Origin of the sequence: Fodinibius sp. Rm-B-1B1-1 (assembly GCF_038594945.1) — a bacterium.
Classification (GTDB): Bacteria; Bacteroidota; Rhodothermia; order Balneolales; family Balneolaceae; genus Fodinibius; species Fodinibius alkaliphilus.
On record NZ_JBCFYD010000002.1, the window covers coordinates 1,543,854 to 1,557,664 of the forward strand.

A 13,811-nucleotide genomic window follows, 5' to 3' on the forward strand; every position below is an offset into this window, starting at 1 on the left:
ATGGATTGTTAACTCCTATATATTTTATCCGTATTTTCTTCCCGATACGATCACAAATTCTCCGGGGATCTCATAGCTGGTTCCATCCTTAAAAGGCTTAATAGATTCAATATATTCGGCATGGACCTTTTCTTTTGTCTGTTTATCAAACTTGCGATATGCCAAGGCTACTGCCCCACCCTGGAAAGCCCCAATAATGGCTTCCCCATCTGATTGGTACGGTAATAAAACCTCAAAACGTTCTGACTCTACATCCGTAAAACCAGCCTCTTTAAATTCCTTGGCCAACGTATCACCGGTACCAAGCTGGAAAAATAGCGGACACACATCCGTTTTTACCTGTGCATCCACAATAGGAAAAATCCCAGCCCAGCCACAGGCACTGCGCCGTCCCCATACTAATGCTGCAGCGCGGCCGCCTGACTTAGTCACTCTATTCATTTCCTGAATCGCTTTGTCTGGATTAGGATAGTACATTAGTCCCAATGAGTTGACCGCGACATCAAATGATGTATCTGAAAAATCTAATGATTCCGCATCCATGTGCATAAACTTTACATTGGATACCTCCAAGTTTTGGAATATACCTTTAGCCTCCTCGATCATCTTTTCAGATAGATCAATACCAATAATGTTACCTTCTTCTCCCACTTCTTTTGCCATTGGAAAGGTCACCAATCCCGTACCGCAGGAAATATCAAGTACCTTTTCCCCAGACTGCAAATCAACTCTCCTTAACAACTTTTCCTGGGCCGGTCGCAACTGTCGCTCCCATCCTTTTTGATAATAGGGGGATGAATAATCCCAGCCGTATCGTTGTACTCTACGCTGTAATTCCGGTCTCATAACTAAGCAGGAGTTAAATTTTGGTTAACGTTTTACAATCCTTTTGCAGCAACTATACAGCACGATTCAAGCTGGAATTCATTACCGTTAAATTTCATTTCAGGATCTAATTTCGTCTGTATATCCAAAAAAGAAAACTCGTTTTCTACCAAAATCCTTTTCCATTCATCAACCTTAAAAAGTGTAAACCCATATTTTACGAATGGGAAATTGAGCATACTTTTATGACTTCTAAGTCCTGCATAAAATTTTCCATCAGACTTTAGCACGCGATGTATCTCACTTAGATGTGTTTCAGGCTCATCCCAAAAGTAAATCACCATGTTACAAAATACCTTGTCAAAACAGTGATCAGAATAAGGCAACTGGTCACTGTTACCCCGTTGCAAGTTCAACTTTTCGGAAGCAATAAATCTATTATTTATTCGCTTAGCAGCTCGAACCATTTCTTGGGAATAATCTATGCCCATAACTTGTAAACCTTCAGCTCTTTTAAATAGCCTGTTAAAAAACTTGCCGTTGCCAAAGCCAATCTCCAATATTTTATCATAATTTTCGATCTGCATTACATCCAACACCAGATCGTACAAAGGTTCATTAGCTTCATTCATTTTGTTACCAATTTCTTCGGCTAAATCACCCGATGGGTGGCGGAGTTGCTGAGCAATAATTTCTGGAGGCGGCTCAGACCTAAAATAGTTCTGTAAACTTTTCAAGATATTTAACGTCATGATACCGTGGATTTGATAGTCACTTCTCGTTCTACTGGAATGGCTCGGCTAAAATCATCCAATACCGGGCTGTGGCTATCCGCTTCTTCGATCATCTGCATTATTTGCTCTTCCGGGGCGGGACTTTCGATATATACTTTGTATCGGATGGTATTAAATCCAGGCGGCTCCTCACTGAGGTGCAACATACTGCGAGCATCAAAATCTGACTCAACATCAATCTCAATGTTATCTATTGGGATATTCAGCACTGCTGCCCGTTGTGAATAAGCAATAGCCAAGCAGCTTCCCAGTGCTCCCCGCTCCAAAATACCGGGACCCGGTCCCGCGTTATTTCCACCTTCGGCTTCCCCTATATCCACTTTAAATTTCCAGTGTTTATGTTTCACTTCACAAGTCGTTCCGTCAAATAATCGTACTTTTGTTGTTGCAGTACTTTTGGCTTTTGACGGACGCATTCGTAACACCTTTTGATTTCGCTCAAAAGCTTTCTTAATCGTTTCTGGATCAGCCATAACTGCTCCTTTTTACAGTTCTATTTTTAATTTGTCGCAAGAAAATTACGCACTTCCTCAAACATTGGTCGGTCCACTTCTTTGGGTGATACATTCGTAACTAAATTGTTGTAGTATTTCTTAGCCTTATCCAAATTACCAGCCAGTTCGGCAGCACGTCCGGCGCCATATAAACTTCTAAATCGATTTGCAGATATCTTCAAACTCTCCTCGTAAGCCGCCAAAGCTTCTTCGGGACGATTCATTTTCAAAAGCATATCACCCAGTAGTTCTCTTGCTGGTAAAACATGTCCCGGCGTGATGGGATGCTTATCAACAGAATCTTCGGTATCAGCCGCCTCATTCATAAGAGTAAGAGCTTTTTCTGGGTTACCTTCTTCAAAAATTATCCACGATTCGACAGCCTTACGTTGTGCATCAGTCAGTACTGCCCAATAGTTTTCCTCTTGTTCTTTCAGGTAATTGTAAATGATATCCAATTCCTCCCGGGCTTGACGAGCCCCATCCAAATCACCAGAACGCACTGCCCCAATGCCACGAGCAAAATAGATCATCGATTGTGTTGGGGAATATTTTTCAAGTGAAAAGTTATTAGGGGACTGCAGATCAATTTGTGCCGCCTTATTCCACTCTTCCCGCTCAAGGTTGTAGCGCGCCTGTGCCGCGGCAACTGCGTAAGCAGATCCTAAATGATCCTGCAAATTTTTGACCTCGATCGTTTTCTGTGCAACCTTCTTTGCTTTCTCATCTTCTCCACGCTGCAGGTAAGCATACGTCAGGTAGTCCAACGCGTGCACATAGTGCATTGATACCTCGTCTTCGGATGACTGGCGCAACGCTGCTTCAGCAGACCGCTTATTCCAATCAATAACATCCGACCAGATCCCCCGTCGTACAAAAATATGACTCGGCATGTGCAGGGCGTGAGGCACATCAGGTGCAACTTTATCGTAGGCCCGTGCCACATCAACAGCTCGTTCTGCTAATTTGGGATTATCGTAAGCGTGTATGATATAATGAAATAATCCGGGATGCTCGGGATGTTGCTTGTGCAATTCTTCGAGCATCATACCCGCTTTTCGCTGATGACTCAGCGACTCGTCATCGGGCGGTGCCGTAGCTAAATGTCCCAGTGCGTAAAATGCAGCCGCATCAACATCTTTGGGATACTGTTCGTACAATTCGCGGTACCCTTCCTCAAAACTACGAAGTTGATCACGATAAGTGGTTGCCTCCCAATTTTCAAAAAATGGTTCTATTGCATTGATATACGCCATTTCTCGATCATCAATACTTTCTATCTCTGTTGCTTTTACTAAAGCTTTGCTGCCTGCTTCAAAATCGGCATCCGATGGTCGTTGTCCCCAGAGCGGGTGGATATAGCTCATAGCAATGCCCCATTGGGCCATCGTACAGCTGGGATCCTGTTCAGAAACTTTAGTAAACTTATCCTGAGCCTGTTCATACATCATATGATGCATCAAGGCCAAGGCATGGTTAAAATCAGTCTGGACTTGCTCATTGCACGAAACATTAAAATCTACTTTCCCATACTGGTGAGACTGGGCACTCAGTTCCTGGATAGGTGCCATCATCATACCCCCAAAGACGAATAAACCTATAAGTATTTTCTCTTTCATAATTCTCTCCTCGTTTTTCAATCAGTTTAAGAGCAACACAAAGATTTGCATGATTGCCCTCTCCTACCTTTTAGTCGATTATCATTATACAAGTTCCTTCTTATATTCTTTTTCCTGTATTTTCAATCCCGGAAAAAACTTGGGGACCCGTTTCCGGTAATTCTCATATTTATCTCCGAATTGTCGAGCCATCGCTCTTTCTTCATAGTAAACTCCTATTAATATGTAGAGAGTCATCCCAACAGAAAAAACAACATGGCCCACAGTCATCTTTGGTATGGACCAAAATGCAATCAAAAAACCTAACATCAACGGATGACGGACGTATTTGTATAATCCTGGTTCCATAAACTGCGGAGGACTTTGTTCTCTATCCCTCAAATAGTTCCAAACTTGCTTTAGCCCGAACAAGTTAAAATGATCAATCATCCAAGTTGATAGAAATACAATCAGCCAACCAAGCCAGAAACCCCATTGCAACACGAGCGATGCCCATGTAGCATCAACCTGCCAAATTGGTTCTGGAAGGGGTTGCCAGAACCAAAGAATCAGGATCAATGCAATGCTGGAAAACAGGACATAGGTACTTCGCTCTACCGGTTTGGGGACAAAATTGGTCCACCAATCCTTGAAAGATTTGCGCGCCATTACGGTATGCTGAATACCAAACAGGGCAATTAGTCCCAAGTTGATAAGCAGCGATTCTGCCAGCGATCCTGCTGCACCCGAATTCACCGTTGTAGGGGCGTAGGCTTCAAAATTACCGAGAAAGAGAATCAACCATAAAAAACTGGCAAAGAAAATCAGGTAACAAATAATTCCATAAATAAACGCGATTATCTTTTTCATCATGTTAGGATTTGACATTACCGTTTAGAAAATAAGTCGATAAATTTCGCTATTTATTAACGGCGAAAGCATCGACGGGCTCTTCAAATGCAATAAAAAGCACACAGGGATCTTCTGAAATACATGACGCGTTGTGGTGCTGCTCTGCGGGTCCGTATGCATATGAGCCGGCATCTATTACTTTCGGCTTCTGTCCCTCATATTCAACTTCCATTTCTCCTGATACCAACACCATGCGTTCGGCAGAATGATGCCAGTGGTCGGGCACGCCTGTATTTCCTTCCAATTTGAAGAAAACATCTGCATTGGGTTCCGCCGGATTTCCCTGCAAAACAGCAATGCTACAAGTCTCGGGCATAAATTCGGGACATCCTCCCCATTCAAGTTCCTGAGAATCAGCACCACGGACAAAAGCATGATCTTGGCCTTGTGCTATCAACATTGCTGGAAATAATAGTAACGCACTTATAGTAACAATCAATTTTGATGAATTTCTAAACATGATAACTGTTTTTTGTTATTGTATTTATTGAGGTCGGTGACAAACAACTACACAATATTACCGACAGATCAACCTATCTTACACAATGGGAAAGGGCAATTTTAGAAAGGTCAACAATAGGTAAACAATACCTTATAACAGCCTTAAATTCTTTTAAACAAAGAAAAACTAACTTTTTTCTCCTATCTCTCTCTTTTCGATCTCCATCATAAAATCAGTGAGATTCTCTTCAGTCTCAATATCCAGCTTTTTACGAAGCCGATACCGAGCCGTTTTTACACTGTCAGGCGTAATACCTAAAATGGTTGCTGTTTCTTTAATGGATAGATTAAGTTTTGCCAGGGCCGAAAGTCGCAATTCGTTAGGGGTAAGATCAGGATACTGCTCTTTCAACGCATCAAAAAAGTCGGTATGTACTTCCTCAAAATATAGTCGAAATTCTTTCCAGTCCTCATCAAGGCTGAAGCTGTAATCCACCAAGTTGCGCAATTTCTGTAGCGACTTGCTAAGGTCTCCATTACCCTTCTTCTCCCGGATAGAACTGATTTTGTTTTTAAGCTCTTTCATGGTCTCATTTTTCTGTACCAAATGAAGAGTATGCGTTGTAAGCTGCTTATTTTTAAACTCAATATCTTTCTCCAACTGTTTCTCTTTAAGGCGTATATTTTCAAGCTCCGTGCGATTTTTGTTGATTTTTAACCGTTGTCGGTTGTAAATCAAAAATCCAATGATGCTAATCATCACCAATCCAGCCAGAAAAGCTTTTCTCATCAATGTCTCACGCTGATTTTCTTTTTCAAGCAACGCAATCTCTTTTTCTTTTTGAACCGTCTCATATTTAGTCTGCAGCTCATTGATTTGCTGCGATTTCTCTTTATTTAAGATACTATCCTTAACAGTAGTCAATTTCTGCTGATGGCGGAACGCCTCTTCGTAGTTCCCACGAGCACTATATATATCCGAAAGCAGATCATGGCCCACCTTAACACCAAGCTGAGTACCAAAGTCCCGAGACAGTTCCAATGTCTTTTTAGCATGGACCAGCGCCGAATCGAATTGAGCCGAAGAATAATACACCTTTGCTAAATTTTCGTGGATAATCGAGGTAAGGTCAGGGGCACGATCATTATTCATCACTAAAGCGCGATTAAGATAATTGATCGCCTCTTCATGATTCTCTTGCTGCATATGTAACCGCCCGATATTGTTCAAACTGTTGGCAATACGAATGGTATATCCCAGCTCTTCGCGAATTTCTAATGCCTCATAATGGTATTTCAACGCCTGTTCATAACGTCCCTGATCTCCGTAAAGCAATCCTAAATTATTGTAATTTATCGACATCCCGTGCCGATTGTCCATCCGCTGATTGATTTCTAATGCACGTTTATAAAACTCCTCGGCCTTCTTCTCATTCTCCAGCTCAAAATAAACCAACCCAATATTTCCCGCTATCGAGGCTATTCCCCGATCCAATTTTTGAGTCTCACTTAACTCAAGGGCCTGAAAGAAATATTCCAGCGCCGTGTGGTACTGGGTCTGTTTCTTATACAGGTTTCCTATATCATTTAACTGTGAAATGATACCAAGGGTATCTCCAATTTGTTGGCTCTGGGAAATTCCCTTTTGATGGTGAGAAAGGGCCTCCTCGAAATTGCCCTTCACACTGTTGGAATATCCCAACTCGCGATGTGCTTTCCCCACCCCTTTTGGATAGTCAATCTGTTCAGAAAGTTTCAGGGCTTGTTCGGCAAACGCAATCGCGCGATCCGGATCATCAAAAGAAAGGGCATAACTGGAATCAATGAGCGTATGTACCACTGTCGTATCCGAAAAATCGGGATTTGACGGAATATCGATCTGTCCATGAGACGTTCCCCAACAGACAGTCAAGAACAATATGATAGCAATGGTCCTTTTGCGCATCACGTCCGACTGTTTTTTACAATATATAAAAGTAGGGCTTCTTAAGTAAAATCAAATAGTTAGCGTTAATTTCATTATAGAACCAACCATCTCAGATAAAAAAGCCCGTCAGGCATTAACCTGACAGGCTTTAATTACTTGATAGTAAAAGCGAACATTACTCTTCGGCTTCTACTTTTTCTTTTTCGACATCCTCATTCCAGGAATATGGATAACTCTCATCATCCAATTTCTTAGCTTCAGTCGTCAAATGAAGCGGATGGAAGGTATCAATCATCACTGCATACTCATCAGTTCCCTCTTTGCCTATGCTACCCTCATATTTTCCGGGATGCGGTCCATGCGGAATACCACCGGGATGCTGCGTGATGCTCGCCTCTTCTACGCCTTTCCGACTCATAAAATCCCCCTTTACATAATAAAGCACTTCATCAGAATCTACGTTGGAATGCGCGTAGGGTGCCGGAATCGATTTGGGATGATAGTCGTACTTACGCGGACAAAATGAGCAAACTACGTAATTATTTCCCTTGAATGTTTGATGCACGGGTGGCGGCTGGTGGACACGTCCGGTAATAGGCTCAAAATCCTTAATGTTAAAAATCCACGGATACAAATAGCCATCCCAGCCAACCACATCAAACGGATGATGTTCGTACCAATACGAAGTGTACCGACCCTGCTTTTTGATACGGACCTCAAATTCACCCTGCTTATTCACAAAAATTGGTCCCTCAGGACGACGAATATCACGCTCACAAAACGGGCTGTTCTCGAGGAATTGTCCCTTGTCAGAGAGATAGCGATCCGGGATATCTATTGGTCCGGTTGAATCCACTGTGAGCATCCGATTTTTTTCGGTCTCAAAAACTACTTGGTAGATCGTGCCGCGCGGAATATAGATGTAATCCCCCCATCCAAATTCGAGCTTGCCAAACATCGTATGTACATATCCCTCTCCTTCGTGGATAAACAGCAGCTCATCATGCTCTCCGTTTTTATAAAAATAATCCATCGGTTCTGTTGGACGCACGGCTCCAATCTGTACATCGTTATTATAGAGTAAGACCTTTCGTCCCATTACTGGGTCACCGCCCTCCTCAATATTTGCCGTACGCAGGTGATGATGACGGAGCATACCCTCATCCCACTTTTTAATATTCACCTCTTCACCTTTATCCACCTTAAACGTTTTCGTTGGCGGATTATGGTGATACATCAACGATGACACCCCGTGAAATCCCTCGGCGCCAAACAGATGCTCTTGATAGAGCTCACCATCTGGCCGACGGAATTGCGTGTGCCTTTTGTGCGGAACTTTTCCTAACTGATGATAAATCATGGCTGAATGTGTTTAGTTTCTATTTGATAATTTGTCAGCCAAGCTTTAATTGATTTCCATGAAAAGATCAAAGCTTTCAGCATTCAACTTTCAGTAAAACAATGATTTTCTGAAAGTTGAAGGCTGACCACTGAAAGCTGCCTTTTCTATAAATTCCCTCGTTTTTCCTGCTCACGTTCAATAGCTTGGAACAATGCTTTAAAGTTTCCTTTCCCAAAACCACGCGCTCCTTTTCGCTGAATAATCTCAAAAAAGAACGTTGGACGATCGACTACTGGTTTGCTAAAAATCTGTAGCAAATATCCCTCATCATCACGATCAACAAGAATACCTAACTCCTCAAGCTGGTCGATCGGCTCGTCGATTTTTCCAACCCGACTTTCCAACTCCTCGTAATACGTCGTGGGGACATTCAAAAATTCGAGCCCGCGACCTTTCAACTCCTTTACTGTTTTAATAATATCGCCCGTTAACAACGCAATATGCTGCACACCCGGACCTTCATAGAAATCCAAATACTCCTCAATCTGGGACTTCTTTTTACCTTCTGCCGGCTCATTAATTGGAAACTTAATCATTCCACGTCCGCCGGCCATCACTTTCGACATTAAAGCAGAATATTCGGTCGAAATATCCTTGTCATCAAAATGGATATACTGCGTAAAGCCCATCACATCGCGATAGAAATTCACCCAGTCATTCATCCTCCCTTTCTCTACATTGCCCACACAGTGATCCACATATTGAATACCTACGGGCTTCACATTTTGTAGTGGGGATTCAGCTTCCTCAAATCCCGGCATAAAAATACCGTCATAATCTGCGCGATTGATCAGGGTGTGAATCGTATCGCCATACGTAGCAATAGCTGCCTTGCGAATGGAACCGGTTTCATCCTCCATAGAATAAGGTTCTTCAACCCCGGTTGCTCCGCGCTTTACCGTTTCTTTGTAAGCACGATCAACATCCTCAACATGCATGGCTATATCTCGAACACCATCGCCATGACGAGCAATATGATCAGCAATGGAAGAGCTACTATTCAGTGCCGAAGTCACCAAAAAACGAATATTTCCCTGCTGCACCAGGTAGGAAACCCGATCTCTGTTTCCGGTTTCCAATCCACTGAAAGCTTTCAATTCAAATCCAAATACCGATTGATAAAAATGACTGGCCTGCTTGGCATTTCCTACATAAAACTCCACAAAATCCACATCCTGTAACCCCAGGTGATCATCAAATTTCTCTTCTACCGGTCGCTCTAATGTCGCGAATTGATCAGCTTGAACTCCCATCTTTTCTTTACCTCTTCGTTTGTTGTAATTATTTGTAAAGTTAATATAGTATCCAACGGTTTACGTCTCAAATTATTTAATGATAGCCATAAATTCCCTACAAGATTAATGATATGATCACGTTTTATTGAATGTATTTGTTTAATTTGATGTTCATGTATATGTTCGGGTGAAACCGGTTTCAATAAAGTGATAATTATGAGTAATGAATCCAAGATGAAAACATTCCAGGAACGCATCGACAATGGGGAAACAATCGAGCCCAAAGATGATATGCCAGATCGCTACCGGCAGCAACTTATCCGGATGATGTCGCAGCACGCCCATTCCGAAATTGTTGGAATGCTGCCAGAAGGAAACTGGATTACACGTGCTCCCTCTCTTCGCCGTAAAATGATTCTGCTCTCTAAAGTACAAGATGAGGCCGGGCACGGTCTTTATTTGTACAGTGCTACCGAAACACTTGGCATCAGTCGACAAGAGGTGATCGACCAACTGTTGGAAGGTAAAGCAAAGTATTCAAGTATTTTTAATTACCCCACGCTTACGTGGGCAGATGTCGCAGTAATTGGCTGGCTGGTGGATGGGGCCGCGATTATTAATCAAACGATGTTGGCACGCAGCTCGTACGGCCCCTATTCGCGGGCAATGGTGCGCATCTGTAAAGAAGAAAGTTTTCACAAAAAGCAAGGCTACGAGATGGTTGCCAAGATGGCAAACGGTACGCCTGAACAGCAAGATATGATTCAAGACGCTGTTAATCGCTGGTGGTGGCCTACGCTGATGATGTTTGGCCCGCATGATGAAGATTCGCCCAATAGTGCTGAACTTATCAAGTGGGGGGTAAAATCTAAAACAAATGATGAGCTGCGACAGAGTTTTGTAGATCGTCATGTTGAAGAAGCACATGCTGTGGGACTCGAAATTCCTGATCCAGAGATGGAATACAACGAAGAATCCGGTCACTGGGAGTTTGGAGAAATAGACTGGGATGAATTCTGGAATGTTGTCAAAGGTAACGGGCCTATGAATAAAGAGCGTATGAAAGCGCGCCGCGAAGCCCACGAAAATGGTAAATGGGTCCGCGAAGCTGCTGAAGAATACGCTCGTAAACAGAAATTGAGTAAAGAAAAAGCTTCCTAACCCAGTAAGGTCGTATTGTAATACGCCCCTACAATCAATTAAAAAGTTTTATGAGCAACAATAAAAAATCACAAAGCGAAGATACCCAATGGCCGCTGTGGGAGGTTTTTACCCAACCCCGCGATGGCAAACCTCATGAACATGCCGGTAGCTTACATGCTCCGGATGCGGAAAAAGCTCTCGAAAATGCGCGGGACGTTTATACTCGTCGAAAGGAAGCCGTCAATATCTGGGTTGTGCCAAGCGATCAGATCGTAGCGTCTAAAGGTGAAGATGAAGGCCCGTTTTTTGATCCGGCCGATGACAAACCCTACCGACATCCGCAATTTTACAGCGTACCCCGAGCTACAAAACGACGATCATGAGTACTGCCACAAAAGAATTGACGAAACAAGAAGCACTTTTTGAATATCTGGTCCGCCTGGCTGATGACCGCCTTATTCTTGGGCATCGCCTTTCAGAATGGTGTGGACACGGACCTATTTTAGAAGAAGATATTGCGTTAGCCAATATTGCATTAGATTATATTGGCCACGCTGCCAACCTTTATGAATATGCTGTTGAGATCGAAGACGAAGGACGTCATCGCGATGATCTCGTTTACTTCCGCAATGATCCCGAATACAAAAATTTAAAGTTAGTTGAATTGCCTAAAGGTGATTTCGGATTCACGATCGCCCGGCAGTTTTTGTTTTCATCATACAGCTACTATTTATATCAACTACTGTCTGATGTTGAAGATGAACAGTTCCGTGGAATAGTTGAGAAGCACTTTAAGGAAGTAAAATATCACCTGCGCCACAGCCGGGAATGGGTATTGCGACTTGGCGACGGTACGGAAGAAAGTCACGAACGTATCCAAAATGCTTTTGATGACATTTGGACCTACACCGGAGAGCTGTTTTATCAAGATGAAGTTGAAAAATTGCTTCAATCAAATAACTTGGCAGCTGATACAACACAATTTAAAAAAGATTGGAAAAACCTGGTTTCAGATACATTAGAGGAAGCCACGTTGGACGTCCCCGATTTTGATCAATTTATGGTAGAAGGCAGCCGTAATGGTTTACATACCGAGCACCTGGGACACCTGTTGGCTGAAATGCAACACTTGCGTCGCTCCTATCCCGATGCGGATTGGCAGTAGCATTAAATTAATGTCGTGGTTATTGGGATTCCGAGACGAATAAATTGATCCAATAATCGTTATGCAACGTTATGGCAACAACAACCACATATAATAAAGATGAAATTTGGGATCTCCTTTCAGAGGTTAAAGACCCTGAGATTCCAGTGTTGTCTATTATTGACTTGGGCATTGCCCGCGAAGTTACTGTTGACGAGGATAAAGTCACTGTTCGCATTACCCCTACCTATTCTGGATGCCCAGCTATGAAAGCTATTGAACAAGAAATTGAGAAAATACTTCGCGTAAATGGCATCCAAAATTTTGAAGTAAAAAAGGATTTTTCGGAGACATGGACTACCGACTGGATGCCCGAGGAAGCCAAGAAAAAACTAAAAGAGTACGGGATCGCACCGCCTGGAAAAACTGAAAAAGAGGATGATTTTTTTAAAACTTTAAAGGGGTCAAGCCGGGTTATTTCGTGTCCATATTGCGATTCTAAAAATACCGAATTACAGAGTGAATTTGGCTCTACAGCTTGTAAATCACAATATTATTGTCACGACTGCGACGAGCCTTTTGAACATTTTAAATGTATATAGGAAATGAAATATTCAGTTCTATTCATTGGTGTCCTAATGGTAACAATTTCAATCTCTACTCAGGCACAGCCGGTGCGAGATGGAGTAATCGTAAAATTTGATTCAACATCATCTATGAACCATGAAAATTTATCAAACCATTCATTTGATGAATTAATCAAACCATATATTCATCAAGATTTCCAGTTTGACAATTCCCAATCCTTCCACCTTAATAAAACTGCTAAAACTCTCTTGAAGATTGGAACCAGTTTTATTCGGGGTAACCAAGAAAATTTTCCAATGTTTTCTCTTGAAAATGCATGGAAATATCCCGGTCCGACAGTACGCTATCCTGAAACAGCTTCAGAATACAAATTATTTTTAAGTCGATTTAATGAATATAATCCAAATGGAAATTAACACTAAATTAATTCTTATTTATGGGTGAACAACTGGTAAAATCCAGCTTAAAAAACTCAGTTCTAATAGTTACACTTGATCGTCCCAACAAGCTCAACAGTTTTATTGAGCCGATGGCCCGGCAGCTTCAAGATGCTCTGGCTAATGCCGCTGAAAACGACGATGTGCGCTGTGTACTGCTGACCGGAAATGGCAAAGCATTTTCAGCTGGACAGGATTTACCGGAAGTCGTTGATAAAGGCAAAGATTATGAACTCGGCGAAACGGTTCGCAAAAGCTACAATCCTATCATCAATGCTATTCGAGAACTTAAAAAACCTGTTTTATGTGCTGTAAACGGAACTGCTGCCGGAGCCGGGGCTAACATTGCTTTTTCCTGCGATATCGTGTTGGCCTCGAATAAAGCAATATTTGTGCAATCGTTTAGTAAAATCGGGTTGATTCCCGACAGCGGAGGCACTTATTTCTTACCACGCCTGGTTGGACTCCAGCGAGCAAATGCAATGTACCTACTCGACGAAAAGATATCCCCTAAAAAAGCCGAAGAAATCGGACTTATTTACAAAGCTGTGGATGCAGATAAGCTCATCGATGAGGCCCAATCCATCTGTCAGAAGTTAGCCCAAATGCCTACCAAAGGATTTGCACTTTATAAAGAAGCAATCAACCAATCTCTTTCTAACAACTTAGATGAACATCTTGAACTGGAAGCTGACCTACAGACCGAAGCTGGAAAAACGCATGATTATCAAGAAGGTGTGCAGGCATTTCTGGAAAAGCGGAAGCCCAAGTTTAAGGGGAAGTAATGTCGTTCAATAACCAACTCGAGTTGGTTTTAGGATTGAAATCATTATTTTCAGAATGCAAGAATCTAAAAATAACTACAATCTAA

At 42.3% G+C, this 13,811-nt stretch carries 15 protein-coding genes; 6 read left to right on the forward strand and 9 right to left on the reverse strand.

All coding sequences use genetic code 11. The features are described from left to right. Nucleotides 1-24: 24 nt before the first annotated feature. From AAFH98_RS13970 to hppD, 9 genes are all read right to left on the reverse strand, one after another. Nucleotides 25-846 (reverse strand): class I SAM-dependent methyltransferase, encoded by an 822-nt coding sequence (locus AAFH98_RS13970; protein ID WP_342523396.1) that lies wholly within the window; start codon nt 844-846, stop codon nt 25-27. Between the two features lie 32 nt (nt 847-878). Next, nucleotides 879-1,577, reverse strand: coding sequence for a class I SAM-dependent methyltransferase (locus tag AAFH98_RS13975; RefSeq protein WP_342523398.1), 699 nt, complete (start codon nt 1,575-1,577; stop codon nt 879-881). Then, nucleotides 1,574-2,092: an OsmC family protein gene (locus AAFH98_RS13980; protein WP_342523400.1), complete on the reverse strand. Its 519-nt coding sequence runs from the start codon at nt 2,090-2,092 to the stop codon at nt 1,574-1,576. The genes AAFH98_RS13975 and AAFH98_RS13980 overlap by 4 nt, the downstream gene beginning before the upstream one ends. Nucleotides 2,093-2,118: 26 nt before the next feature. Continuing rightward, nucleotides 2,119-3,732, reverse strand: coding sequence for a tetratricopeptide repeat protein (locus AAFH98_RS13985; RefSeq protein ID WP_342523401.1), 1,614 nt, complete (start codon nt 3,730-3,732; stop codon nt 2,119-2,121). Nucleotides 3,733-3,816: 84 nt separating this feature from the next. Beyond that, nucleotides 3,817-4,584 carry a methanethiol S-methyltransferase gene (gene mddA / locus AAFH98_RS13990; RefSeq protein WP_342523402.1) on the reverse strand — a complete coding sequence of 256 codons (768 nt, stop codon included), beginning with the start codon at nt 4,582-4,584 and terminating at the stop codon, nt 3,817-3,819. 46 nt (nt 4,585-4,630) lie between these two features. Next, nucleotides 4,631-5,083, reverse strand: coding sequence for a cupin domain-containing protein (locus AAFH98_RS13995; protein WP_342523403.1), 453 nt, complete (start codon nt 5,081-5,083; stop codon nt 4,631-4,633). 168 nt (nt 5,084-5,251) lie between these two features. Beyond that, nucleotides 5,252-7,009: a tetratricopeptide repeat protein gene (locus tag AAFH98_RS14000; protein WP_342523404.1), complete on the reverse strand. Its 1,758-nt coding sequence runs from the start codon at nt 7,007-7,009 to the stop codon at nt 5,252-5,254. A gap of 157 nt (nt 7,010-7,166) precedes the next feature. Next, nucleotides 7,167-8,351: a homogentisate 1,2-dioxygenase gene (locus AAFH98_RS14005; protein WP_342523405.1), complete on the reverse strand. Its 1,185-nt coding sequence runs from the start codon at nt 8,349-8,351 to the stop codon at nt 7,167-7,169. Nucleotides 8,352-8,497: 146 nt separating this feature from the next. Next, nucleotides 8,498-9,646 carry a 4-hydroxyphenylpyruvate dioxygenase gene (hppD, locus tag AAFH98_RS14010; RefSeq protein WP_342523406.1) on the reverse strand — a complete coding sequence of 383 codons (1,149 nt, stop codon included), beginning with the start codon at nt 9,644-9,646 and terminating at the stop codon, nt 8,498-8,500. 198 nt (nt 9,647-9,844) lie between these two features. On the opposite strand from hppD, the gene paaA reads away from it, so the two are divergent. The 6 genes from paaA (at nt 9,845) to AAFH98_RS14040 (ending at nt 13,725) form a co-directional block, all read left to right on the forward strand. Then, on the forward strand, nt 9,845-10,789 hold the full coding sequence (paaA, locus tag AAFH98_RS14015; protein WP_342523407.1) for a 1,2-phenylacetyl-CoA epoxidase subunit PaaA: 945 nt from the start codon (nt 9,845-9,847) through the stop codon (nt 10,787-10,789). Nucleotides 10,790-10,839: 50 nt separating this feature from the next. After that, a complete protein-coding gene (paaB, locus tag AAFH98_RS14020) occupies nt 10,840-11,154 on the forward strand; it encodes a 1,2-phenylacetyl-CoA epoxidase subunit PaaB (protein WP_342523408.1) in 315 nt (104 codons plus the stop codon). After that, the gene (paaC, locus tag AAFH98_RS14025) at nt 11,151-11,936 is read left to right on the forward strand and encodes a 1,2-phenylacetyl-CoA epoxidase subunit PaaC (RefSeq protein WP_342523409.1); all 786 of its coding nucleotides are present in this window, start codon (nt 11,151-11,153) and stop codon (nt 11,934-11,936) included. Before paaB ends, paaC begins: the two co-directional genes overlap by 4 nt. A gap of 71 nt (nt 11,937-12,007) precedes the next feature. Next, a complete protein-coding gene (gene paaD, locus AAFH98_RS14030) occupies nt 12,008-12,517 on the forward strand; it encodes a 1,2-phenylacetyl-CoA epoxidase subunit PaaD (protein WP_342523410.1) in 510 nt (169 codons plus the stop codon). Between the two features lie 3 nt (nt 12,518-12,520). Then, nucleotides 12,521-12,919, forward strand: coding sequence for a hypothetical protein (locus AAFH98_RS14035; RefSeq protein ID WP_342523411.1), 399 nt, complete (start codon nt 12,521-12,523; stop codon nt 12,917-12,919). A 20-nt stretch (nt 12,920-12,939) separates the two neighbouring features. Continuing rightward, a complete protein-coding gene (locus AAFH98_RS14040; protein WP_342523412.1) occupies nt 12,940-13,725 on the forward strand; it encodes an enoyl-CoA hydratase-related protein in 786 nt (261 codons plus the stop codon). The last annotated feature ends 86 nt before the right edge of the window (nt 13,726-13,811 follow it).